This is a genomic window from Mesorhizobium marinum (assembly GCF_040813675.1).
In the GTDB taxonomy this organism is placed as follows: domain Bacteria; phylum Pseudomonadota; class Alphaproteobacteria; order Rhizobiales; family Rhizobiaceae; genus Mesorhizobium_K; species Mesorhizobium_K marinum.
Window position 1 is genome coordinate 104,126 of the sequence record NZ_JBFOCI010000008.1, and the last position, 23,055, is coordinate 127,180.

Sequence of the window (23,055 nt, forward strand, 5' to 3'; positions counted from 1 at the left end):
TCTCAGACCCCGTCGTCGGGGATCTTCAGGAGGTAGCCGCAGGCCTTGCAATGGACCGCGTCGGGCTCGTGCCGGCGCAGCCCGCAGCTCGGGCACTCGAAATACACCTTGGCCGGCCGAAACACCGCCTGCGCCAGCTTCACGAACAGCGAGATGCCGACGATCATGGTGACGATCGACGTCAGCTTGCCCGCGATGCCGGGCAGCGTGATGTCGCCGAAACCCGTCGTCGTCATCGTTGTTACCGTGAAATAGAAGGCGTCGATGTAGCCCTCGATCCCCGAGCCGTCGATGAAGAAGAAGGTGTAGATGAAGCCGGTGGCGATGAAGAGGAATGTCACCAGGTTGACGACCGCGACGATCGGTTCGCGCCACTTGATCAGTCCGCGCTGCTCGAGCGGCGTCAGCAGCGCCCGGCTGTGCGCCAGAGACCACAGCCTGAGGATGCGCAGGAAGCCGAGATTGGCCAGCGCCTGCGGGAACAGCAGCGTGGCGAGGATGAAGATGTCGACCCAGGATGTCGGCTGCCGCAACAGCCGCAGCATGTCCGTCGAGGCGAGCAGCCGGGCGATCATGTCGGCGGCCACCAGCGCCGCGACGGAATAGTCGATCCACAGGAACGACGGCGTCTCCGAAAGTACAGGCGTTGCGATGAAGAAGCCGATGATGGCGAGGTCGATGACCACCACCGCAAGCTGGAAGCGCACCGCCGATTTCGTGCGCCCGTGATAGAGGCGGCGCAACGTGTCGCGCAGCCGGGCGATGCCGGTCAGCGGGGAATCGTCGGCGCGTCCGCTCGCCACTTTGCCTCGTCCTAGACCAGTTCGACTTCGACGACGCCGGGCACGGCGCGCATGGCCGAAGCGACCTGCGGCGAGACGCGGTAGCGGTCGGGCAACTCGATCTCCACCTCGCCGGCGGCGTTGTCCTTGATGACGACGAAGCTCACCTGTCCCTCGCCGCGCGTGGTCAGCTGGCCGGCTAGCGCGCTGACGGGCCCGGGATCGCGCAGGTAGATGCGCAGCGCCTTCTGCACCTGGCTCGCCATGTCCTCCAGCGACTGCACGGTCTGGATGCGCAGGTTGACGCCCTCCGGCCTGTCCTCGGCGGCCACCGTGATCACCAGCGAGCGGCCGGGCTCCAGCATGTCGCGATACTGCGCCAGCCCCTCCGAAAACAGCACCGCCTCGTACTGGCCGGACGTGTCGGAGAAATTGACGACCCCCATCTTGTTGCCGGTGCGCGTCTTGCGCTCCTGCTTGGAGGTCACGGTTCCGGCGAGGCGTCCGGCCGTCGCCCCCTGCTTCACCGCCGCGTTGAATTCCGACCAGGTCTGCACGCGCAGCTTCTTCAGCGCCGCGCGATACTCGTCGAGCGGATGCGCCGACAGGTAGAAGCCGACGACCTGGAACTCCCGGTGCAGGCGGTCCGCCGGCAGCCACGCATCGGTGACCGGCAGGTGCAGCTTCTGCTGGCTGGCGGCCGAGCCGCCGAACATGTCGGTGATGCCGAGCGCGGCATCCTCGTAGGCGCGCGAGGCCAGGCCCATCATGCGGTCGAGGCCCGCCATCATGGCCGCGCGTTCGTGGCCGAAGCAGTCGAGCGCGCCCGCCATGATCAGCGTTTCCAGGACGCGCTTGCCGACGACCTTGGGGTCGACGCGCTCGCAGAAGTCCTCGAGGCTCGCGAACGGCTTCTCCTTGCGCTTGGCGACGATGTGCTCGACCGCTGCGTCGCCGACGCCCTTCAGCGCCGCCAGCGAATAGTAGATCCTGTTCTCGCCCACTTCGAAGTCGCGGAAGCTGGAGGTCACCGACGGCGGCACGACGTCGATGCCGAGCCTCAGCGCATCCTGGCGGAAGTCGGCCAGCTTGTCGGTGTTGCCCATGTCGAGCGTCATCGACGCGGCCAGGAACTCGACCGGATAATGCGCCTTCAGGTAGGCCGTCTGGTAGGAGACGACGGCGTAGGCGGCGGCGTGCGACTTGTTGAAGCCGTAGTCGGCGAATTTTGCGAGCAGGTCGAAGATGAAGTCGGCCTGCGGCTTGGTCAGCCCGTTCTGCACGGCGCCGTCCACGAAGCGCACGCGCTGCGCGTCCATCTCGGCGCGGATCTTCTTGCCCATGGCGCGGCGCAGCAGGTCGGCTTCGCCGAGCGAGTAGCCCGACAGTTCCTGCGCGATCTGCATCACCTGTTCCTGGTAGACGATGACGCCCTGCGTCTCCTTCACCAGGTGGTCGATCTTGGGATGGATCGAGGCGATCTCCTCCTCGCCATGCTTGCGCGCGTTGTAGGTCGGGATGTTCTCCATCGGGCCGGGGCGGTAGAGCGCCACCAGCGCGATGATGTCCTCAATGCGGTCGGGCTTCATGCCGACCAGCGCCTTGCGCATGCCGGCGCTTTCAACCTGGAAGATGCCGACGACCTCGCCGCGCGACAGCATGGCGTAGGTGTCGGGATCGTCGAGCGGGATGTGCGCGAGGTCGATGTCGATGCCGCGCCGGCGGATCAGCTTCACCGCGCGGTCGAGCACGGTCAGCGTCTTCAGGCCGAGGAAGTCGAACTTAACCAGGCCGGCGTCCTCGACCTTCTTCATGTTGAACTGGGTGACCGGCATATCGGAGCGCGGGTCGCGGTACATCGGCACCAGTTCCGACAGCGGCCGGTCGCCGATGACGATGCCGGCGGCGTGCGTCGACGCGTGCCGGTATAGCCCCTCCAGCTTCTGCGCGATGTCGAGCAGGGTCTGGACCGCCGGCTCCTTCTCCACCTCCTCGGCGAAGCGCGGCTCGTTGGCGATCGCGTCGGCGAGCTTGACCGGGTTGGCGGGGTTCTGCGGCACCATCTTGCAGAGCCGGTCGACCTGTCCGTAGGGCATCTGCAACACGCGGCCGACATCGCGCAGCACGGCGCGCGCCTGCAGCGTTCCGAAGGTGATGATCTGGCCGACCTGGTCGCGGCCGTATTTCTGCTGGACGTAGCGGATCACCTCCTCGCGCCGGTCCTGGCAGAAGTCGATGTCGAAGTCCGGCATCGAGACGCGGTCCGGGTTGAGGAAGCGCTCGAACAGCAGCGAGAAGCGCAGCGGGTCGATGTCGGTGATGGTGAGCGCGTAGGCCACCAGCGAGCCGGCGCCCGAACCGCGGCCCGGCCCCACCGGGATGTCGTGCGCCTTGGCCCATTTGATGAAGTCCGAGACGATCAGGAAGTAGCCCGGGAACTTCATCCGGGTGATGATGCCGATCTCGAACTCCAGCCGCTTGTTGTAGTCCTCCTCGGTGTAGCCTGGCGTCGGCCCGTGCGCCTCGAGCCGCTTCTTCAGGCCCTCATGCGCCTGGCGCGCGAGTTCGTCGGCTTCCGCCTCCAGCGCGGCGTCGGCGTCGGCGGCGTCGGCGCCGGTGAAGCGCGGCAGGATCGGGCTGCGGTTCCTCGGATAGTAGGAGCAGCGCCTCGCCACCTCGATCGTGTTGTCGAGCGCCTCGGGCAGGTCGGCAAACAGCGCCGACATGTCCTTTTGCGTCTTCAGGAAGTTGTCGGGGGCAAGCCGCCTTCGGTCGTCGACGGCGATCACCGACCCCTCGGCGATGGCGACCAGCGCGTCATGGGCCTCGTAGTCGTCGCGCGCCGGGAAGTAGGCCTCGTTGGTAGCGACAAGCGGCAGTTCGAGCGCGTAGGCGAGGTCGATCGTCTTCGCCTCGACCTGGCGGTCGTAGCCGGCGACCCGCTCCAGTTCGACATAGAGCCGGTCGCCGAAGATGCGCTTCAGCGCGCGCAGGCGCGTCTCGGCAAGCTGCACATGGTCGGTCTTCAGCGCCGCGCCGATCGGCCCGCGCGGCCCGCCGCTCAGGCAGATCAGCCCCTCGGCCAGTTCCTCGATCCACTTGAGCGAGACGTGCACAGGGTCGCCCGGCCCGTTGTCGAGGTAGGCGCGGCTGACGAGGCGCACGAGATTGCCGTAGCCGGCCTCGGTGGCAGCGATCAGAACCAGCGGGAAAAGCTCCGGTCCCTGTCGCTTCTGGTACGCGCGATTGGCGTCGTCGCTGGCGTCGGCGAAGGCCGTATCCAGCTGGCAGCCGACGATCGGCTGCACGCCGTCCTTGACGGCCTTCTGCGCGAACTCCAGCGCCCCGAACAGGTTGTTGGTGTCGGTCACGGCGACCGCCGGCGCGGCGTCGCCCGCCGCCTGGGAGACGATGGTCTGCAGTGGCAGCGCGCCTTCCAGCAGCGAATAGGCGGAATGCACACGGAGGTGGACGAACGGGCGCTGCGCCGGCTCCGGCGCCGCCGTCATTGTCTTCGCCTCACGCACCAGTGGATCGCGCGACGGTCGCTCGCTGCTCATGTCTGCCCGTTCCGAGACTCAATGGTTTGCCCGCGCCATTGTTTCCGCAATGGTGCGATCAAGTCGAGCAAAAATAGGGATTTAGCACAGGCGATTGAAGCGGCGGTGCAAAGACGCTGGCCGGCTACTGGCTGGTGCCCTTGCCGAGAATGTCCTGCGCCAGCGCAATCGCCGTGCGGCGGTCGGCCTCGGCGGCGAGCGAGAACGCCTCTTCCTGCATGCCGCGGATCCAGATCTGGTCCGAAGGCGACGCCCGCTCGAGCGCGGCCGTCATCATGGCAAGCCCGCGCACGACCTTGCCGCTCTGGAACAGCAGGTTGCCGAGCGTCGCCTGCGCGCCCGCATGGCCCTTTTCAGCCGCCAGCTGGAACCAGCGCCCGGCCTGCCTGACGCTGGCCTTCACGCCGCCCTCGCCCTTGAGGAAGATCTTGCCCATCTCGTACTGGGCGTTCGGATTGCGGTAGTTGGCCGCCGCGCGCATGTAGTATTCCTGCGCCGCAACCGGATCGGCCAGCACCGGCGTTCCGGGAATGCCGGTCCTCAGGTAGCCGCCGAGCGCGACCAGCGCGTCGGAGACATAGCTCTCCTCGCGGCTGCCGGGCTCGACGTCCTGCGCGGCGATCTCGGAGAAGAACTTGAACGCCTCGTAGTCGTCGCGGGCGACGCCGTCGCCGGCGGCATACATGCGGGCCAGCTTCCAGCTCGCGCCGATCTGTCCCTTCTCGGCGGCATAGCGGTAGGCTTCCGCCGCCTGGTCCTTGTGGCCACTCTGGTAGGCCGAGTAGCCGAACTGGAAGACCGCCCACGGGTTCGACTCCGCCCTGACGTCGCCGGCGTCGTCGAAGACGTCGTCGAAAGCCAGAGCGGCGCTCGTGCAGGCGGCCGACGCGGCCGCCATGCTGGCGCCGAAGACACAGACACGGACTAACTCAAATGTGCGCATCAGCTTTTGTTTCTCCCGCAGCCGCATGGCCGGCGGCATGACGCGCCGGGCCAACGATATGCGAGTGCCTTCCTGTCGCGCCGGCACTATGCCCGCGCGTGTTCCAACCGTTCGCCCGCTCCGCCTGCTGAGCCTTCGACCGGGCCGTACCGCCCAGGTCGCCCGCGACATCGAGCCTGACGACGCCGCCAATCTGATCGTGGGGAGGACGATGCGCTCCCATTTCGGCCAAAGTACGGCCTGAGCGCGCCTGACGGTCTGTCCTGCGATTGCTCGGCATACTGGCGTTCACGACTAACCTGACGTCCATTCGTTTCCTTGCCGCGCAGCCCCGCGGCATGCTTCCCGCAGCCTTGTACCGACGGCTGCTCTCCAGAAGAGGCTTCTCCGGTGCTCCGCGTTTATGGCGGGATCGGGGCAATTTCCTCGCGGGGAAACTTACCGCAGACTCTGTTCAGAAAGTGTTGCCGAATCACCACAGCGCGCGGATAGGCGGCATGCGTAGCAAGCCGGCAACACCGCAGTGGACATCAAAGATGACCGGCGGCGGCCGGGTTCCCTGCTCCCGGGCGTTCGGTCAGCCTACCAGTTGATGGCGTAGGACAGGGTTCCCGCGACGCTCCAGTCGTCTCCGACGGTATAGGCGAAGCTGTTGCCGGGTCCCGGCGTCAATGGCGTCGGATCGGCATCGACGGAGCCCGACGTCAGGTAGCTCAGCGCCGCGCCCGCGCGCAGTTCGCCGCCGATCTTGTCGCGCAGCGAAACGCCGGCAAACACGGTGTAGGTGTCCGTCAGCGCATCCTCGGTGGTGGAGACGCCCTTGTCCCAGCTGAGCCCGACGGAGCCGGACACGGTCTCGTTGAAGGCGTGCCCGATGCCGGCGCTGACCGTCCACCCGTCCTCGTAATAATATTCGAGTACGCGCGGGTTAACTGGCACGCCCTGGATGTTGTAGGTCAAAACGTCGAGCACGCTCCAGTCGGTCCACCGGACCGAGCCGAACGCCAGCCAGCCGGGCGCGATGCCGCTCTGGACCTTCAGTTCGAGCGACTGCGGCAATGTTCCTTCGCCGTCGGTCGGGAACGATGCGACTGTCGTTCCATTGGGCAGCTTCACGACGAAGGTATCGCCGGGTCCGCCGGAGGGAGAATGGGTTACGGCTGATCGGTACATCAGCTGCGCGCGCATGGCGATCTCGGGAATCTCGTAGGCGACGCCGACGCGATAGCCCGCGCGCCAGTCGTCATCGAACGACAGCGTGCCGGTGCCGCCCGAGGGGAAAGGCAGTCCGGGGGCAAACCGCACCACCTGCTGGTAGGAGAAGTCCTGCGCGAAAGCGCCGCCGATCAGCCAGACGCGCCCCTTGGACAGGTCGAACTTGTAGCCGCAGGTCGCGCCGAATTCGTTCGACTCGAAGCCTTCGGATATCGTGCCTGTGCCGTCGATAAGGCCGGCGGTGATCGCATCCGGGCCGTAGGTCGCGCCGGCGCCGAAGCTCTGCGTGTAGGTGCCCGCGCAGCGCAGGTCGTCGGACAGGTTGAACTTCACGGCGATGCTCGGAACCGCGTAGCCGTCCACATGGTCGCTGTCGCTGGTCTTTTCCGGGCTGCCGGTGCCGCCCAACCCGGGATGTGTTGTGATCGTCTCGTAGCCACGCTGCGGCGACACGAAGGTCACGCCGGCGCGCATGTTGAAATTGCCTTCTTCGAAGATGATGTCGGTGTCGGCCGTTCCCCGGGCGAACCCGCCGGCCTGCACCGCCCCGACCCCGGCCAGCAACGCGCATCCCCCTAGAAGCGCGGTGGTACGAAGCCTGTTCATGGGTCCCTCCCCGGAGCACTTCTACAAGCTAAATGGATTTCCCCGATTCTGTGCAACTGCCAATTTGGCGGGCGATCCGCACGACGGGGCGCCGACGCGGTCATTCTGTCGCCGAGGCGGCTGCAGGGAGCAGGCAAGGCGAGCCGAACCGGACAAAATTCAATGGTTTCCGGCCGAAAAAGCCCCGCAGACGCTGGGGCACCGGCGTTTGCCCTCGGCCTCGCCGACGACCTTGTAACAAAAATGCAACATTACGCAGAAAAAGCACCGGAGCTCACCGGAAATCCGGGCGTCCGCCCCAGTACGGACACCCGGATGCGCCTTGACCCTCAGCCCTCGCTGCGCACGCGCGACAGCGCGGTCGCGAGCTTGGCCTCGGTTTCCCGGTATTCCTCGAGCTTCTCGCGCTCGGCCGCGACGACCTCGTCCGGCGCGTTCGCGACGAACTTCTCGTTCGACAGCTTCTTGTCCAGGCGGGCGATTTCCTGGCTGGCCTTGGTGAGTTCCTTCTGCAGCCTGGCCGCCTCCGCGCCGAGGTCGATCAGGTCGCCGAGCGGCAGGCAGGCGGTCGCCTCGCCGACGACGAACTGCGCCGACTGCGCCGGCGCGGCCTCCGCATGGCTGATCTCGCCGACGCGCGCGAGCCGCTTGATCGCCGTCTCGTGGCGCGCCAGCCGCTCCCTCGTCCCGGCGTCGGCGCCGACCAGCACCAGCGGCGCGATGGCCGATGGCGGCACGTTCATTTCCGAGCGCAGCGAACGGATGCCCGACACCAGTTCGATCAGCCAGTTGATCTCCGAGGCCGCGTCCGCGTCCTCGAACTCGGGCGCCGGCCATGCGGCGTGGCAGAGCAGCGTCGCGCGCGTCCGTCCCTCGCCGGCCGTCTGCGCCCACAGCTCTTCCGTCATGAACGGCATCATCGGGTGCAGCAGCTTGTAGATCTCGTCGAGCACGAACGCCATGGTGGCGCGGCTCTCGGCCTTGGCCGCCTCGTCGTCGCCCATGAACACCGGCTTCAGGAGCTCCACATACCAGTCGCAGACATGGTTCCAGACGAAGCGGTAGGCCGCCGCTCCCGCCTCGTTGAACCGGAAGGTCGAGATGCCGTCGGTGATCTCCGCGGCCGCCCGCTTCAGCTCCGACAGGATCCAGCGGTTGACCGTGAGCTTCGCGTCGGACAGCCAGAAGTCGTCATTGCGCGCGACGCCGTTCATCTCGGCAAAGCGGGTCGCGTTCCAAAGCTTGGTGCCGAAGTTGCGGTAGCCGGCGATGCGTGCGGGGTCGAGCTTCACGTCGCGGCCCTGCGCCGCCATGATGGTCAGCGTGAAGCGCAGCGCGTCGGCGCCGTACTCTTCGATCAGTTCCAGCGGGTCGATGACGTTGCCCTTCGACTTCGACATCTTGGCGCCGTTCTTGTCGCGCACCAGCGCGTGCACATAGACCGTGTGGAACGGCTCCTCCTCCATGAAATGCAGGCCCATCATCATCATCCTGGCGACCCAGAAGAAGATGATGTCGAAGCCGGTCACCAGCACGTCGGTCTGGTAGTAGGTCTTCAGTTCGGGCGTCTGGTCGGGCCAGCCGAGCGTCGAGAACGGCCACAGCGCCGACGAGAACCAGGTGTCGAGAACGTCCTCGTCGCGAGTCAGGATCTCGCCGGGCTTGAAGTTCTCCAGCTTCTCCTCGACCCAGGCTTTCCACGGCCCTTCGAGCGCCAGGTAATATTCGACGGCGGCGTCGAGCGCCTCCTGTTCGGACTTCTCGACGAAGACATGCCCGTCCGGTCCGTACCAGGCCGGAATCTGGTGGCCCCACCAGAGCTGGCGCGACACGCACCAGGGCTCGATGTTCTCCATCCAGTCGAAATAGGTCTTTTCCCAGTTCTTGGGCACGAAGTTGGTGCGCCCCTCGCGCACCGAGGCGATCGCCGGCCTGGCCAGCGTCGCCGCGTCCGCGAACCACTGGTCGGTCAGCATCGGCTCGATGACCACGCCGGAGCGGTCGCCGAACGGCTGCATGATCTTCTTGCTCTCGACGTAGGGAACGGCGTTCCCCTCGGCGTCGGCAACGGTGACCGCAAGCCCCTCGGCATTGATGGCGTCTACGATCAGGCGCCGAGCCTCGTAGCGGTCGATGCCGCGATATTCGTCCGGCACCAGGTTGATCCCATCGACCTCGGCCTCGCTCGGCATCGCTCCGCCGCGCGCGATGGCGAGCGCCTGGGCCGCGCAGGCGGCGTAGGGCTCGCCGTCCTCGCGCATCGTCGCGCACACATCCATCAGCCGGTAGAGCGGAATGCCGTTGCGGCGGGCGACCTGGTAGTCGTTGAAGTCGTGCGCGCCGGTGATCTTGACCGCGCCGGACCCGAACTCCGGATCCGGATACTCGTCGGTGATGATCGGGATCAACCGCCGGTGCTCCTTGGGGCCGACGGGGATTTCGCAGAGTTTTCCGACGATCGGCGCATAGCGCTCATCCGACGGATGAACGGCGACGGCGCCGTCGCCCAGCATCGTCTCGGGCCGCGTGGTGGCGATCGAGATGTAGTTGCGCTCCTCCTCCAGGACCACGTTGCCGTCGGCGTCCTTCTCCACGTAGCGGTAGGTCTCGCCGCCGGCCAGCGGGTACTTGAAGTGCCACATGTGGCCGTCGACCTCGCGGTTCTCGACCTCGAGGTCGGAGATCGCCGTCTCGAACTTGGGATCCCAGTTGACGAGGCGCTTGCCGCGGAAGATCAGCCCCTGCTTGTACAGCGTGACGAAGACCTCGATCACCGCCCTCGACAGGCCCTCGTCCATCGTGAAGCGCTCGCGCGACCAGTCGCAGGACGCGCCGAGCCGCTTCAACTGGTTGAAGATCATGCCGCCGGACTCGGCCTTCCACTCCCAGACCTTGTCGATGAACGCCTCGCGGGTCATGTCGCGACGGTTGATCTGGCGTTCGGCCAGTTGCCGCTCGACGACCATCTGCGTGGCGATGCCGGCATGGTCCATGCCGGGCTGCCACAGCACGTTCTTGCCGCGCATGCGCTCGAAGCGGACCAGGATGTCCTGCAGCGTGTTGTTGAGCGCATGCCCCATGTGCAGCGAGCCGGTCACGTTGGGCGGCGGAATGACGATCGTGAACGGATCGGCGTCCGGCTGAGCGCCGGCGCCCGCCGCGAACGCGTCGGCGTTCTCCCAGATTTTCGCGATCTTCGGCTCGACGGCCGTGGCGTCGTAGGTCTTCTCAAGCATGGGAAATGCGTTCCGCCTGTCCGGATGTGTCGGCGACGGTGTAAATCGGAAGGCCACGGGCAAGTCAACCACGGGCTGGCTTTCGCGCCGCGGCTATCACGCGCCGCCTCGGGGCGGCGCGTCGTCAGGGGAGTTCGGCCGTGCCTTTAGGCCCCGCGCGCCACCCGCTCGATCTCCTCGCGCACCAGGCGCTCGACGATCCCCGGCAGGTTGTTCTCCATCCAGTCGCGCAGCATCGGAGCGATCATCTCCTCCGCCATCTCGTCGAAGCGCTTTTGGCTGCGCGCCGCGAACGCCTCGGAGAGCTCGCTGAACGATGCGGCGACCTGCCTCTCCACCCGCTCGGACAGCAGGGCCGGCTTAGGCCCCGCGCTCTCCGCCACCGGCGCCTCGATGTGCATCGCCGGGGTATGGACCGGCGCTGCCGGGGCGTGCTGTTCGAAGACGGGACGCTCGCTTGCGGCCGGCTCGCTCCGGATGGCCGGAGCCGAGGCAACCGCGTTCGCCGCCTCGGGGATCCCGAGGATCGCCCGGGCGTCCTCGCGGGCCGCGCGCGAATTCTCGATCGCCTTCATGATGTCGTCGGGCGAACGCTCATAGGGCTTGCGCTCCATCGCCGAAGCGGCCGGGGCCGCGGGCTTGTCGTCCGCCAGGTCCGTCCAGCGCGTCGGCATGGCCGCGGCCTCGGCGGCGATCTGCGCCTGGATGTCGGCGAGCGACGGCTTTTGCCGCGGAGTCTCGCGCGGCGCCTCCTCGATCGGCCCAGCCGGCTGCGTGCGCAATTCGCTGCGGAAGGCGTCGACCTCGATCACGGTCCGCTCGGCGGCCGCGACGGCGGGGCGCGCGGGCTCGGCCTCGTTGGCCGGCTTCCGTCCGGCGTCGTTGTCCTCGATGATGCGCCTGATCGAGGCCAGGATCTCTTCCATCGAGGGTTCGCGCTGTACGCTGCTTGCTTGTGCCATGGTCACGTCCGCCGCCCCTTTGAAAATCGCGGGCCTGTCCTCTCCGGCCACGTCGAATCAATGGCCAAAGCGTAGCGGACTGGTCGTCTCAGGAGAATCCCCAAACGCGAAGCGTGAGGGATTTCAACAGATTGCTGTGTCGGCGGCACGGCGCGCCCGGCCGGGCGGGCTCAGCGTCCGTCCGGCGTCTTGGTTCCGCCCAGCTTGTTCTTGACCGCGTCGTAGTGTTCCTGCGGCCGGTGGATGGCGACCTGGAGGCCGAGCCGTTCGGCGGTCAACGCGCCCATTGCCGAGACGATCGCGTAGCTCGCCACCACGACGTCGCGCTGGGCGCTCACCAGGCTGATCTGCGCGGTGATCACGTCGGCCTGGGAATCGAGCACGTCGAGCGTGGTGCGCTGGCCGACGTTGCGCTCCTCGATGACGCCGTTCAGCGCGAGTTGCTGCGCCGCCACCTGTTCGCGGTTCGCGGCGACGCTCTGCTGCGCGGCGAGGTATTGCGTCCAGGCCGAAACCACGGCCTGGCGCACCTGGTCGCGGCTGACGTCGACCTGGATGCGCGCCTGGCCGAGCGATTCCTTGGACTGCCGCACCTGCGCCGAGGTGCGTCCGCCGGTGTAGATCGGGATCGTCAGCGTCGCACCGATCGACGCGGAGTTGAAAGTCCCGTCGGTCGAGCCGCCGACGCCGGGCAGGCCGTTGATTTCCGTGTTGCGGTAGTTGCTCGCCACCCCGGCCGAAGCGGAAACCTGCGGCAGCAGGCGCCCCTCTGTCGATTTGACCGTGAAGGCCGCGGCATCGACCAGGTGGCTCGTCGCGATGATGGCCGGGTGGTCGACGGCGGCGACGGCAATCGCCGCGTCCATCGTCTTGGGCAGCATCTTGGCGAGCGGCTGGCCCGCCTGCAGCTTGCCCGGCGCCTCGCCGACGACCTGGCGATAGGTCGCCTCGCTGACGTCCGCCTGGGCCCGCGCGGCGGCCAGCTGCGCGATCGCCGCGGAGCGGCTGGCGTCGGCCTGCGCCACGTCGGTGCGCGTGCCCTCGCCCACCTCGAAGCGCGAGCGGGCGGCGCGCGCCTGCTCGGTCAGGAACTGCAGGTTCTGCTCGGTCAGCACCGCGATCTGGCGGTCGCGGATCACGTCCATGTAGGCGCTCGCCGCATCGAAAAGCGTATTCTGCTCCTCGTTGCGCAGGCTTTCCTGCGAGGCCCGCACCTGGGCTTCCGCGGCGCGCACGTTGTTGCGCGTCTGGAACCCGTCGAACAGCATCTGGTCGATCTGCACGCCGAACGACCCTGTGGTCAGCCGCGACGCGTTATGGGTCGAGGAGTAGTCGATGCTTCCGACCGCTCCGACGTTCGGACGATATCCCGACTTGGCGATCGGCACGTTCTCGTCGGTGACGCGAACCCCGGCGCGGTTGTAGTTCAGCGTGGAGTTGAGCTGGTAGGCCTTGGTGAGCGCGCCGAACAGCGTCTCGGCCGATGCCGTCGTCGACGAAAGGGCCGTCGCGGTCAACAGGGCGGCGGCGATTAGTTTCCGAGCTACCAACGACACACTCAACCCTCATGCATGTTCCAGATGCCGACGGCAGGTCCGGGTGATTCGCGTGCCCGGCAGCTGTCGGGCCCAAGGACTTCAACCGGTTTCGGCACAGACTGTCCGCGCGCTAGTCCGGCTTTCGCCTGCCCGCGCCTAAAGCATCATGGCTTGTCGTGTCGTGCAAGAGCCAGCGGGTCAGAATTCGAATTCGCGGACGCGTTCGAAACCGGGGAGTGGCTTTACTGCCGCATTGAACACCTTGCGCCCGGTCGCCACGCCGTCGGCCTTCAGGTAGAGCCGCGCCGCGCCGGCATGCCCGTGCCCCTCCACGACCGCCAGCCGGCCGCCTTCGGCAAGCTGGCCGAGAAGCGCGTCCGGCAGCGCCTCGACGCTGCCCTCCACCACGATGACGTCGTAGGGTCCGCCCTGCGGGTGGCCGGCCTCCAGGGCGCCGCGCACCACCGAAACATTGTCGTAGCCGAGTTGGGCCAGCGTCGCTTCCGCCTTCTGCGCCAGCGACGAATCGCTCTCCAGCGCCACCACCGAGCCAGCCAGGCGCGACAGCACGGCGGCCGAGTAGCCGGTGCCGGCGCCGACGTCGAGCACGCGGTCGCGCGGGCCGATCTCGGCCAGTTGCACCAGCTTGGCGAACGGGGACGGCTCCATCAGGTAGCGCGCGCCCGGCCCGCCGCGATCGGTAAGCAGGATGTCGTCGTCGATATAGGCCAGCGCCTTGCGCGCATCCGGCACGAAATCCTCGCGCGGCACCTCGAGCATCGCCGTCAGCAGCGGCAAGTTCGTCACGTCGGTGGTGCGAAGCTGGCCGTCGACCATCTTGACGCGGAGTTCGGCGAAATCGGCTGTCATCGTGTCAGGTCCGGCCCATGCGCGCGCCGCGCGCCCCTCAGTTTCGCGTTTGCGGGCGACGCAAAGGCGCCCGGACCCGCCGCGTGAAGTGGAGGCCTCGCCCGGAATCGAACCGGGGTGCAAGGATTTGCAGTCCTCTGCGTAACCACTCCGCCACGAGGCCTCGCCGCTTCAGGCGCACCGGTTCAATAGGTTGCGCCGCATTGGGCGTCAAGCGGCATGGGGTCGCTGTCCGCCGTTTAAGCGGTTGCCGTGGGGTTGGGCCGCGCAGGCGCGATGCCGTCTCCCGCCAGACGCCGGCAAAAGCCCTGCGCCCCTGCGGTTTCAGCCGTTGATCGGGTGTTCCGCCAGGAACTCCAGGGCGCGCTTCTTGAACGTCCTGTCGCCCACCGCGAGCATGTGGTCGCGGCCTTCGATCGCGAAACTCTGCGCGTTCGGCATCAGCGCTGCGAGTTCCTCCGCCGAACCGCCGATGTCGTCCTTGGTGCCTACCGCGACGAGCGTGGGCTGCGTGATCCGGGCAACGTCGGCTTCCGAAAGCTCGACCCGCGACGTGGTGATGCAGGCGGCCAGCGCTTCGCGGTCGCTCCGGGTCTGGTCGGCGAAAGCGCGAAACGCCTTGCCGCGCGGATGCGTCACGCTCGCGGGATCGTCGGCGCGCAGCGCTTCGGCGATCGGGTCCCAGTCGCCGACGCCGTCGACAAGTCCGCTGCCCAAGCCGCCGAGGATCAGCGTCGCGACCTGCGCCGGCTCGGCGAGCGCCAGGAACGCAGCCACCCGCGCGCCCATCGAATAGCCCATAACATGGGCGCGCTCGACGCCGAGCGCATCGAGCAGCGCCGAGGCGTCGCCTGCCATCTTCTGCGGCGTGTAGTCGGCCGGATCGTAGCTCTTGGTGGAGGCGCCGTGGCCGCGATTGTCGAGCGCGACCGTTCGGTAGCCGGCATCGGTCAGCGTCTTCACCCAGCCGGGCGAGACCCAGTTCACCATATGCGTCGACGCGAAGCCGTGGATGAGCAGCACCGTCTCGGCTGCCGGCGACGGCGACTGGTCGATATAGGCGAGGTCGAAACCGTCATGCGCGAAGAATTTCATCGAGCCGGCGATGCCTTTCAGTATCGAGACCACCGCAAGCGCTAGCCGCTTTCGCCGGCCGCGTTGGCGATGGCCGGGTGGCGCAGGACGTCGCCACCCTTGATGCCCGCCTTCTCCGCCATGCCGCGCTTCAGTTCAAGCACGAAGCGGGTCGGTTCGCCCGGTGATATCTGCGCTTCCGAAAATGGCTCGCCGGGCAGGACGTCGATCACCTTGCCGTCCTCGCCGATGAAGATCAGGTCGAGCGGCATCGGCGTGTTCTTCATCCAGAATCCGACCGGCCGCGTCTGCTCGAAGACGAACAGCATGCCATGGTCGTCGTCCATCGTCTTGCGGAACATCAGCCCGTTCGACCGCTCGCTCTGGTCGTCGGCGATCTCGATGGTGAAGGAGTGCTCGCCGCTCGCCGTCTCGGCGATCAGCGGCGCCGGGTCGACCGGCAGGCGCATCGCCTGGTCCGCCGCCTCCTGCGGCAGCCCGAGATAGACGGCAAGCCCGGCGACGATGACGAGGACCGCGACCACGGCGAAAACGGTATTGCGGATCATTCGGCTGTTCCCCGGCGCGCCCGTCCTATCTCCGGAACCGGGCGGAACGTCAGTGCGAGACCGGCAGGGTGCCTATGTCGGGATGGATCTCGGCGGCCATCAGCCCCTTGTCGCCGCGCCCGAAGCGCACCAGCACCACCTGCCCCGGCCGAAGCTCGGTCAGGCCGTAGCGCCGCAGCGTCTCCATGTGCACGAAGATGTCCTCGGTGCCCTCGCCGCGCGTCAGGAAGCCAAAACCCTTGGTGCGGTTGAACCACTTCACCAGGGCGCGTTCGAGCCCGCTCTCCGGCGTCACCACCACATGCGTGCGCTGGTCCTGCATCTCCGCCGGATGCACCGCGGTCGAGTTGTCCATCGAAACGACGCGGAAGGCCTGCAGTCCGCGGTCGCCCTGCTTCACGAGGCAGACAACGCGCGCGCCTTCCAGCGCGGTGTGGAAGCCGTCGCGTCTCAGGCAGGTCACATGGATGAGGACATCGCCGCGCCCGCCTTCGTCGGGCAGCACGAAGCCGTAGCCCTTGGCGACATCGAACCACTTGATTGCGCCGGAAACTTCGACGACATCAGCGTCGCCGCCCTCGAAGGCTTCGTCCCTGGCATCGCCATGCCTCGCGATAGAGGCCTTTTCCCCCATCAGAACATCCCCTGTCACGGACCGGTACTACTGATTCTTGCTTGAAGAATAACACTGCGCCGAAGCTTGTGTGCAAGGGCTGCCCCTGCGTTTTTTCGCGTATGCCCCAGGAATTGACCGCGCGCGCGCCAGATCGCGCCAGTAACGCCGCCTGCGCGGTTGCCGCCCCTCGACCGCCGCCCTATGTTCCCCACCTGACGAAACACCGGGGTAAATCCATGCGCTATCTCCACACTATGGTCCGCGTGAAGGACATCGACGAGTCGCTCGACTTCTATGTCGGCAAGCTCGGCCTCAAGGAGGTCCGGCGCATCGAGAACGAGCAGGGCCGCTTCACGCTGATCTTCCTGGCGGCGCCGGAAGACGAGCAGACCGGCATCAACACCAAGGCCCCGCTCGTGGAACTGACCTTCAACTGGGATACCGAGGACTACAAGGGCGGGCGCAACTTCGGCCACCTCGCCTACGAGGTCGACGACATCTACGCGACCTGCCAGCGCCTGATGGAGGGCGGCGTCACCATCAACCGCCCGCCGCGCGACGGCCACATGGCCTTCATCCGCTCGCCCGACGGCATCTCGATCGAGCTCCTTCAGAAAGGCGGCGCGCTCGACAAGGCCGAGCCCTGGGCGTCGATGGCCAACACCGGCAGCTGGTGACCGCGGCAACGCCGGAGGCGGAAGGCGCCATCCCGCCGCCTCCGCCTCAAAGTGCCTCAGCCTTCAGTTGTTCGGCTGCCGGCTGAGGCTGCACCGGCCTTCGGTACATGCCCAGCCAGTGCTCCTTCGAAAACTCCTTTGACCCCTGCAGCGTTCCCGCCCGATCGTAGTTGTCGACGCGGAACGGGCTGTCGTCTCCCCAGACCCTCATGTGTCCGGCTTTGCAAAATGGGAGGCTGTTGCCGACGTATTTGGTGTCGAGCGCCGGCTCGACCGTCGCCTTCACGCCCATGATCCTCAGGACGAGTTCGACCACGCTCCAGGCCGTCGGAGTTGTCTGCGTCGAGAAGTCCCGGAACACATCGCTCTCGGGATCGTTGGTCAGCAACAGGTGAGGAACGAAGGCGCCAATCGCCTGGCCGCTGAGGCTGTGCCCTCTCAGCCCGTCGCGATCGCTGAGCATTTCATTGTGGTCCGACGTGATGAAAAGGAAGAAGCGGCGGCCGTCCTTCTGCAGGTGTTCGATCAGGTCGGACGCAAACGCGTCGAACACCCGCATTCCCGCGTCGTAGTGCTCGAAAATGTCGCTGATCTTCCTGTTCGGCGCGTGGCGCGAAGCATTGGGGTCGTGGCAGTGGAAGGGCGCGTGGTTGCAGCGGGGATAGAGAAGCGCGAACTCCCTGTCGCCGAATGGTCTCTCGTTCAGCCTGTCGAGAAGGTGCCAGTCCTTCCTCGCGCCAAAAGACTCCGGGGCGTTCTCGAGGCAATGGATGTCGTCGATCGCCTCCTTGTCTCCAAGGACATCGACGGGAGAGCCGGCTTGACCCGACCAATAGCGCGTCGCAAAGCCTTGGGAGCGAGCAAGGTTGAAGAGCGATCGGCTCCCTTCCGTATGCCAGGGAAACGGGCTTCCGGACAGGAATCCGACGACGCTGGAGTTGGATGCCACCGCCGCCGAAAAGCCAGTCTTCGCAGCCCCTCGGCTGGGCCCGGCGCCTGCCATGATCGCGTCGATCCGCGGAGTCGTGTCCAATCCGGAGAACAATCCCATCCTGGCGGGATTTATGCTTTCCCCCATCAGGACGATCACAAGGGCGTCCCGCGCCGGCTGCATGGAGTATTTCACTGCGCCCTGCAGCGTCTTGGGAAGCGTGAAGCCCCATTTGACGGCCAGCGCCAAGGCATGGAGTCCGCCGAACAGGCCTGGCATATGCAACTTCGGATAGTCGTGCCTCGCCCTTCTGCGCAGGGCCATCCGTAACCCGGCGCCGATCAGGACCAGCCAGGCGAGGACGGAAGACCACCATTGAAAGTCATGGTCTGGAGACCACGAGACCAGGTAGATCGAGACAACCAGGCAGAGCGCCACCACCGAGAGCGTAGGCACGAAGGTCCGGACTTCGTCAAAGCCCACCGAAACCACGTCCCGGAAATGATCCGGCTTGACGAGAAGCGCGAGGGAGTCGGGGCCCAATACCTCTCCAAAATACCTGTAGTTTACGTGCCAGGCAGAAATTATCAAAAACGATAAGGTCAAGATCGCAACGGTAGAAAAATTCATTCCAGAAAAAAATACTGGAATCGTAAGAATAAGGGACGACAAAAAATATCGAAAAGCACTTCTCTTATTTGTAAATACAAATTTGCGACTTAATATGAAATCAGGAGCCAAAATCGACAACGATAACAAAAATTTTATTGCAGACGCGGCTAAAATGTCAATAAGCAAGATATACCCCAAAAATACACTTTTCGATCTATATGAAAATTTCCACGGAACGCAATATGTCCGCTCGATGTCCCCTATTGTTCCAGGACCAGGCAGTTGTTCGCCGCGCGGGGCAGAATCCCGCGCGTGTTTTGCTTGAGGCGTTTGGCGAACCCTGTTCGGGCCAGCGTGGCGTCGAGGCCGGCGGCCAGCATGATTGCGGAATTGCCGTCCCGCCTAGGGCGAACCTTGCTTGATCGCGTCGGCCAGTTTGGCCAGCGCGATCACCGTGTTCCAGTTGCGCGCCGTGTTCGGCACGCCGATCCCCTTGTCGAATTTTTCGGCCAGCTTCGACGTGCCGAATCCGTCCGGCGTGTACAGGTAGGCGACATCGCCGACGACCTCGATGCCTTCCTTGCCCCTGGCGAATGCGCGCAGCGCATCCACAGCTCCGGACTTCGGCTTCTCGGCCAGCACTGCGGCATGCAGGAACTTCGGGACCTGCGTCGCCTCGGGAAATGGATTGTTGTCGATCAGCGCGGTCCAGTCCTCGCGCGTCACGACGTGGATCGCCTTGTCGAAGCCGAACTCTTTCTTTGCGATCTTCGCGACATCGGCGGCCACGCCGGCGGCGCCCTTGCGCGACGACAAGACCGCGTTGCCGCTGTTGATGTAGGTCGCGACGTCCTTGAAGCCGGCCGCCGTCAGCGCCTCGCGCAGCGGCTTTACGGGAAGCTGCGTCGCCCCGCCGACGCCGCGAAACAGGACGATGTGGACCGTCATATCACCAGCCCCGCGATCGTCTCGTTGTCGGTGATGTCCTGGTAGGCCCAGCCCGCCTCATGGAACCGCTTGGCCAGCACCTCGAAGTTGCGTCGATCCTTGGTTTCGATGCCGATCAGGACCGAGCCGAAATTGCGCGCCGACTTCTTCAGATATTCGAAGCGGGCGATGTCGTCGTCCGGACCGAGCAGGTCCAGGAAGTCCCTGAGCGCGCCCGGCCGCTGCGGGAAGCGGAAGACGAAATACTTCTTCAGGCCCTCGAAGCGCAGCGCGCGCTCCTTGACGTCGGGCAGCCGTTCGAAGTCGAAATTGCCGCCCGACACCACGCAGACGATCGTCTTGCCCCGGATGTCCTTCCTGGCGAAATCCTCGAGCGCGTCGATCGACAGGGCGCCCGCCGGCTCGAGCACGACGCCCTCGATGTTGAGCATCTCGATCATCGTCGCACAGAGCCGGTTCTCCGGGACGAGCTTCACGGCATCGGCGGGAAAATCCCTGAGCCGGCGGAACGGCTCGCGGCCGATCTCGGCGACCGCCGCGCCGTCGACGAAGTTGTCGACCCTGTCGAGCTTCACGCGCCGCCCCGCGGCCAGGCTGCGGGCGAGGCTCGGCGCGCCGGCCGGTTCGCAGAACGCGAAGCGCATGTCGGCGCCAAGCTCATGAAAATAGTGCGTGACGCCAGCCGAAAGCCCGCCTCCCCCGACCGGCAGGATCAGCATGTCGGCGGCCAGCCCACCTGCCATCTGCTCGGCGATCTCAAAGGCGACCGTCGCCTGTCCTTCGATGATGTCCTTGTGGTCGAACGGCGGCACCATCCGCGCGCCGCTGGCCTCGGCGAAATCGAGGGCGGCGCGGTAGCAGGCGTCGAAGAAATCGCCGTGCAGCCTGATCTCGACGAAGTCGCCGCCGAACAGCTTCGTCTTGTCGATCTTCTGCTGCGGCGTCGTCACCGGCATGTAGACGACGCCCTTCCGGCCGAAGTGCCTGCACACGAAAGCAAAGCCCTGGGCATGATTGCCGGCCGACGCGCAGACGAACAGGTCGGCATGGTCGCCGGCCGCGAGCGCGTGCCGGAAGAAGTTGAATGCGCCGCGGATCTTGTAGGACCGCACCGGCGTCAGGTCCTCGCGCTTCAGGAGCACGCGGGCGCCGAACTTCTTCGACAGGTAGTCGTTCTCCTGCAGCGGCGTTGCGGGAAACAGCGACCGCAGCGCGTCGGCGGCGCTCGAAACTCGGCTGACGAAGCTCACCATCTGGCTCCCGGTTCTGACGCCCGTACCTGCCCCCGTTTTGGCATTTGCGCAACACCGCGGGACAGCATGTTCCCTGCGGGCCGCTTTATCGCCCCCGTGCCATGCTAATGCCTTGATCGGAGGTTCCGGGAGGGTCCACCAAAAAAACGGGCCGAGCGGCCGGAGACCGTAAAGCGTGCTGAACCCGAAGCTTCTGATCCTTGCCCTGGCGTTGCTCGCCGGCGGCTGCATGACGAACGACAACGCGACCGATCTGATCGGTACAGCGGCCGTCGCCGTGCCTGCCACCGACATCTCGGGCAACCACTCCATCTTCGTGGCGACCACGCGCGAGGCGTCGTCCGACGCCAAGGTGTTCACCAACTCGCGGTCCTCGAAGCTCAACTTCGCCCGCGTGAACGTCACGGTTCCCAAGGCGCACAAGGTCGGCAGGATCGAGCGCAAGAAGCCGGGCAAGGCCGACGACCCGCTGAAGTTCTTCACCGCCACGGACGTGGTCGCCTACGAAGCGCAGCCGCAGTTCTCGTCGGCGCTCAGCGCCGACATCGCGGCGCGCGGCGGCCGCGTCATGATCTTCATCCACGGCTACAACACGTCCTTCGACAGCGCCGTCTACCGCGCCACCCAGATCGCCCACGATTCCGGCTACCCCGGCACGCCGGTCCTGTTCTCCTGGGCGTCTGGCGGCAGCACCAAGGACTATGTCTACGACCGCGAAAGCGCCAGCGTCGCACGCGACCAGCTCGAGGTGACGCTGCGCCTGCTTGCCCAATCCGGAGCGCGGCGCATCGACATCATCGCGCACTCGATGGGCACCTGGGTGACGATGGAGGCGCTGCGCCAGCTCGCGCTCGCAGGCGACCGCAACCTCGGCGGCAAGCTCGGCGACGTCGTGCTGGCCTCGCCCGACATCGACGTCGACGTCTTCCGCAGCCAGATGCGCCGCTACGGCAAGCCGGACCGGCCGTTCTTCCTGATGCTGTCGGCGGACGACCGCGCCCTCAAGCTCTCCGGCATCCTCGCCGGCAACAAGCCGCGCGTCGGGGACTATGCCAACGCCGCCGACCTTGCCGACCTCGGCGTCGTGGTCGTCGACCTCAGCCACGAGAAGGGCGCCGACAGCCTCAACCACACCAAGTTCGCCGACAATCCCGCTCTCGTCAGGCTGCTCGGCCAGCGGCTGCGCGAGGACGACGGCTTCGCCAGCGACCGCGAGGTCACCGACCGCATCAAGCTGCTCGGCCAGGGCTCCTAGTCCGCCCTGGCCGTCGATACTTTCGGCTGGACCGTGCGCCGATCTGGCCCTATCCGTTCTTGCGAGCGCGCCAGGGTTGCCGGAGTATCGTAGTGCGTCCAAGACTGTTGATCGTTGTCCTGCTCGCGCTGTCGGCCTCCGGCTGCATCAGCGAGCGTAACCACGAACTGCTAGCCGTAAACCCCACCGCAGTGCCCGCCTCGAGCGTCGCCGCCAGGCACGACATCTTCGTCGCCACCACCAGGCAGAAGGCGCAGGACCGGACCGTCGTCTTCGACCGCGAACGGTCGGACCAGCTGGCGTTCGCCAAGGTCGGCGTGACCGTTCCGCGGAACCACGAGATCGGCAAGATCGAGCGCGCAAAGGACGGCAATGCCGGCAACCCGGCCACCGATTTCACCGCGACCGACCTGACCATCTACAAGTCCGGCGACGCCTTCACCACCGCCGTCGCCGACGAGGGGCAGCGCGTTCTGGTCTTCGTGCACGGCTACAACACCGGGTTCGACGACGGCATCTACCGCGCCACGCAGCTCGCCCACGACACCAAGTATCCCGGCACCACGGTGCTCTTCTCCTGGGCCTCCGGCGCCAAGACCCGCGACTATGTCTACGACAAGGACAGCAGCACCGCCGCCCGCGACGATCTCGAGGCGACGCTGGTCATGCTCGCCCGGTCCCGCCGCATCAAGAGCATCGACATCATCGCCCATTCGATGGGCAACTGGCTCGCCATGGAGGTGCTGCGCCAGCTCGCCATCGGCGGCAACCGCGACCTCGGCGGCAAGCTGGGCTACGTCGTCCTGGCCTCCCCCGACATCGACGTCGACATCTTCAAGAAGCAGATGATCCGCTACGGCAAGCCCGACCTGCCGTTCGTGGTCATCCTGTCCGACGACGACCGGGCGCTTCGCTTCTCGAGCCTGATCGCCGGCAAGAAGGCGCGCGTCGGCGACGAGGCCAGCGCCGGCGAACTGGCCGCGCTCGGCGTCACCGTCGTCGACCTCAGCGCAATCCAGTCGGGCGACCGCCTGAACCACGCCAAGTTCGCCGACAACCCGGTCCTCGTTCAGCTGCTCGGCGAGCGCCTCAGGCTCCCCGAAAGCCTCGAGCCGACGCCGCAGCAGGCCAACGAGCGCGTCAACGAGCTCGCCGGCGGCCTCGGCCAGGCCGCCGAGATCATCATCACCACGCCGCTCAAGATCCTGACGCTCGGCGCGGTCCGCTAGGTGCGCGCCGCCTCCGCAACCGGCCGCCATTCCCCTGGGTCAGCCGCCCGGACGCCTACGCCTTTGGTCTTAGATGGCCCGCCACGGCGCGCCCCGGCGGCGGTTTTGGGTTGATTTTCCGCGCAATCTTTCAAAGGTGAACGCCACCGTACGCGACTGACGACCATAAGAACGTCTGC

Annotated in this window: 17 protein-coding genes and 1 tRNA gene; 3 read left to right on the forward strand and 15 right to left on the reverse strand. The window is 66.3% G+C overall.

Annotated features, from left to right (window positions below):
- Nucleotides 1–2: 2 nt before the first annotated feature.
- From ABUE31_RS20980 to ABUE31_RS21035, 12 genes are all read right to left on the reverse strand, one after another.
- Nucleotides 3–803 carry an ion channel gene (locus ABUE31_RS20980; protein WP_367725703.1) on the reverse strand — a complete coding sequence of 267 codons (801 nt, stop codon included), beginning with the start codon at nucleotides 801–803 and terminating at the stop codon, nucleotides 3–5.
- 11 nt (nucleotides 804–814) lie between these two features.
- Complete coding sequence (dnaE, locus tag ABUE31_RS20985; protein ID WP_367725729.1) at nucleotides 815–4,291, reverse strand: DNA polymerase III subunit alpha; 3,477 nt, start codon at nucleotides 4,289–4,291, stop codon at nucleotides 815–817.
- 175 nt (nucleotides 4,292–4,466) lie between these two features.
- Complete coding sequence (locus ABUE31_RS20990) at nucleotides 4,467–5,285, reverse strand: tetratricopeptide repeat protein (RefSeq protein ID WP_367725704.1); 819 nt, start codon at nucleotides 5,283–5,285, stop codon at nucleotides 4,467–4,469.
- 582 nt (nucleotides 5,286–5,867) lie between these two features.
- Nucleotides 5,868–7,106: an OmpP1/FadL family transporter gene (locus tag ABUE31_RS20995; protein WP_367725705.1), complete on the reverse strand. Its 1,239-nt coding sequence runs from the start codon at nucleotides 7,104–7,106 to the stop codon at nucleotides 5,868–5,870.
- 329 nt (nucleotides 7,107–7,435) lie between these two features.
- A complete protein-coding gene (locus tag ABUE31_RS21000) occupies nucleotides 7,436–10,342 on the reverse strand; it encodes a valine--tRNA ligase (protein ID WP_367725706.1) in 2,907 nt (968 codons plus the stop codon).
- A gap of 146 nt (nucleotides 10,343–10,488) precedes the next feature.
- A complete protein-coding gene (locus ABUE31_RS21005; protein WP_367725707.1) occupies nucleotides 10,489–11,304 on the reverse strand; it encodes a PopZ family protein in 816 nt (271 codons plus the stop codon).
- A gap of 170 nt (nucleotides 11,305–11,474) precedes the next feature.
- Nucleotides 11,475–12,860, reverse strand: coding sequence for a TolC family outer membrane protein (locus ABUE31_RS21010; RefSeq protein WP_367725708.1), 1,386 nt, complete (start codon nucleotides 12,858–12,860; stop codon nucleotides 11,475–11,477).
- Between the two features lie 180 nt (nucleotides 12,861–13,040).
- Nucleotides 13,041–13,712, reverse strand: a complete 672-nt coding sequence (locus ABUE31_RS21015) for a protein-L-isoaspartate O-methyltransferase family protein (RefSeq protein ID WP_367725709.1) — start codon at nucleotides 13,710–13,712, stop codon at nucleotides 13,041–13,043.
- 89 nt (nucleotides 13,713–13,801) lie between these two features.
- Nucleotides 13,802–13,875 (reverse strand) — tRNA-Cys (locus ABUE31_RS21020).
- Nucleotides 13,876–14,036: 161 nt separating this feature from the next.
- Nucleotides 14,037–14,807, reverse strand: a complete 771-nt coding sequence (locus ABUE31_RS21025; RefSeq protein ID WP_367725730.1) for an alpha/beta fold hydrolase — start codon at nucleotides 14,805–14,807, stop codon at nucleotides 14,037–14,039.
- Between the two features lie 41 nt (nucleotides 14,808–14,848).
- Nucleotides 14,849–15,355 carry a DUF192 domain-containing protein gene (locus ABUE31_RS21030; protein WP_367725710.1) on the reverse strand — a complete coding sequence of 169 codons (507 nt, stop codon included), beginning with the start codon at nucleotides 15,353–15,355 and terminating at the stop codon, nucleotides 14,849–14,851.
- A gap of 49 nt (nucleotides 15,356–15,404) precedes the next feature.
- Complete coding sequence (locus ABUE31_RS21035; protein ID WP_367725711.1) at nucleotides 15,405–15,989, reverse strand: cold-shock protein; 585 nt, start codon at nucleotides 15,987–15,989, stop codon at nucleotides 15,405–15,407.
- A gap of 218 nt (nucleotides 15,990–16,207) precedes the next feature.
- Between ABUE31_RS21035 and gloA the strand changes: the two genes are divergently transcribed.
- On the forward strand, nucleotides 16,208–16,648 hold the full coding sequence (gloA, locus tag ABUE31_RS21040; protein ID WP_367725712.1) for a lactoylglutathione lyase: 441 nt from the start codon (nucleotides 16,208–16,210) through the stop codon (nucleotides 16,646–16,648).
- A gap of 46 nt (nucleotides 16,649–16,694) precedes the next feature.
- Here the strand turns inward: gloA and ABUE31_RS21045 are convergent, their stop codons facing one another.
- The 3 genes from ABUE31_RS21045 to ilvA all read right to left on the reverse strand — a co-directional run bounded on the left by ABUE31_RS21045 (nucleotide 16,695) and on the right by ilvA (nucleotide 20,392).
- Nucleotides 16,695–18,377 (reverse strand): alkaline phosphatase family protein, encoded by a 1,683-nt coding sequence (locus ABUE31_RS21045; protein ID WP_367725713.1) that lies wholly within the window; start codon nucleotides 18,375–18,377, stop codon nucleotides 16,695–16,697.
- A gap of 216 nt (nucleotides 18,378–18,593) precedes the next feature.
- Nucleotides 18,594–19,139: a DUF1697 domain-containing protein gene (locus ABUE31_RS21050; protein WP_367725714.1), complete on the reverse strand. Its 546-nt coding sequence runs from the start codon at nucleotides 19,137–19,139 to the stop codon at nucleotides 18,594–18,596.
- Nucleotides 19,136–20,392: a threonine ammonia-lyase IlvA gene (ilvA, locus tag ABUE31_RS21055; RefSeq protein WP_367725715.1), complete on the reverse strand. Its 1,257-nt coding sequence runs from the start codon at nucleotides 20,390–20,392 to the stop codon at nucleotides 19,136–19,138. The genes ABUE31_RS21050 and ilvA overlap by 4 nt, the downstream gene beginning before the upstream one ends.
- Before the next feature lie 229 nt (nucleotides 20,393–20,621).
- Here ilvA and ABUE31_RS21060 point away from each other — a divergent pair, with 229 nt between their 5' ends.
- Complete coding sequence (locus ABUE31_RS21060; protein ID WP_367725731.1) at nucleotides 20,622–21,647, forward strand: alpha/beta hydrolase; 1,026 nt, start codon at nucleotides 20,622–20,624, stop codon at nucleotides 21,645–21,647.
- 86 nt (nucleotides 21,648–21,733) lie between these two features.
- The gene (locus ABUE31_RS21065; protein WP_437344168.1) at nucleotides 21,734–22,876 is read left to right on the forward strand and encodes an alpha/beta hydrolase; all 1,143 of its coding nucleotides are present in this window, start codon (nucleotides 21,734–21,736) and stop codon (nucleotides 22,874–22,876) included.
- The last annotated feature ends 179 nt before the right edge of the window (nucleotides 22,877–23,055 follow it).

What these genes read in the sequence shown, in the direction of transcription:
- dnaE (WP_367725729.1), bottom strand. Translation starts at nt 4,291, where the DNA reads ATGACGGCGGCGCCGGAGCCGGCGCAGCGCCCGTTCGTCCACCTCCGT.
- ABUE31_RS20990 (WP_367725704.1), bottom strand. Translation starts at nt 5,285, where the DNA reads ATGCGCACATTTGAGTTAGTCCGTGTCTGTGTCTTCGGCGCCAGCATG.
- ABUE31_RS20995 (WP_367725705.1), bottom strand. Translation starts at nt 7,106, where the DNA reads ATGAACAGGCTTCGTACCACCGCGCTTCTAGGGGGATGCGCGTTGCTG.
- ABUE31_RS21000 (WP_367725706.1), bottom strand. Translation starts at nt 10,342, where the DNA reads ATGCTTGAGAAGACCTACGACGCCACGGCCGTCGAGCCGAAGATCGCG.
- ABUE31_RS21005 (WP_367725707.1), bottom strand. Translation starts at nt 11,304, where the DNA reads ATGGCACAAGCAAGCAGCGTACAGCGCGAACCCTCGATGGAAGAGATC.
- ABUE31_RS21015 (WP_367725709.1), bottom strand. Translation starts at nt 13,712, where the DNA reads ATGACAGCCGATTTCGCCGAACTCCGCGTCAAGATGGTCGACGGCCAG.
- ABUE31_RS21025 (WP_367725730.1), bottom strand. Translation starts at nt 14,807, where the DNA reads ATGAAATTCTTCGCGCATGACGGTTTCGACCTCGCCTATATCGACCAG.
- ABUE31_RS21030 (WP_367725710.1), bottom strand. Translation starts at nt 15,355, where the DNA reads ATGATCCGCAATACCGTTTTCGCCGTGGTCGCGGTCCTCGTCATCGTC.
- ABUE31_RS21035 (WP_367725711.1), bottom strand. Translation starts at nt 15,989, where the DNA reads ATGGGGGAAAAGGCCTCTATCGCGAGGCATGGCGATGCCAGGGACGAA.
- gloA (WP_367725712.1), top strand. Translation starts at nt 16,208, where the DNA reads ATGCGCTATCTCCACACTATGGTCCGCGTGAAGGACATCGACGAGTCG.
- ABUE31_RS21050 (WP_367725714.1), bottom strand. Translation starts at nt 19,139, where the DNA reads ATGACGGTCCACATCGTCCTGTTTCGCGGCGTCGGCGGGGCGACGCAG.
- ilvA (WP_367725715.1), bottom strand. Translation starts at nt 20,392, where the DNA reads ATGGTGAGCTTCGTCAGCCGAGTTTCGAGCGCCGCCGACGCGCTGCGG.
- ABUE31_RS21060 (WP_367725731.1), top strand. Translation starts at nt 20,622, where the DNA reads ATGACGAACGACAACGCGACCGATCTGATCGGTACAGCGGCCGTCGCC.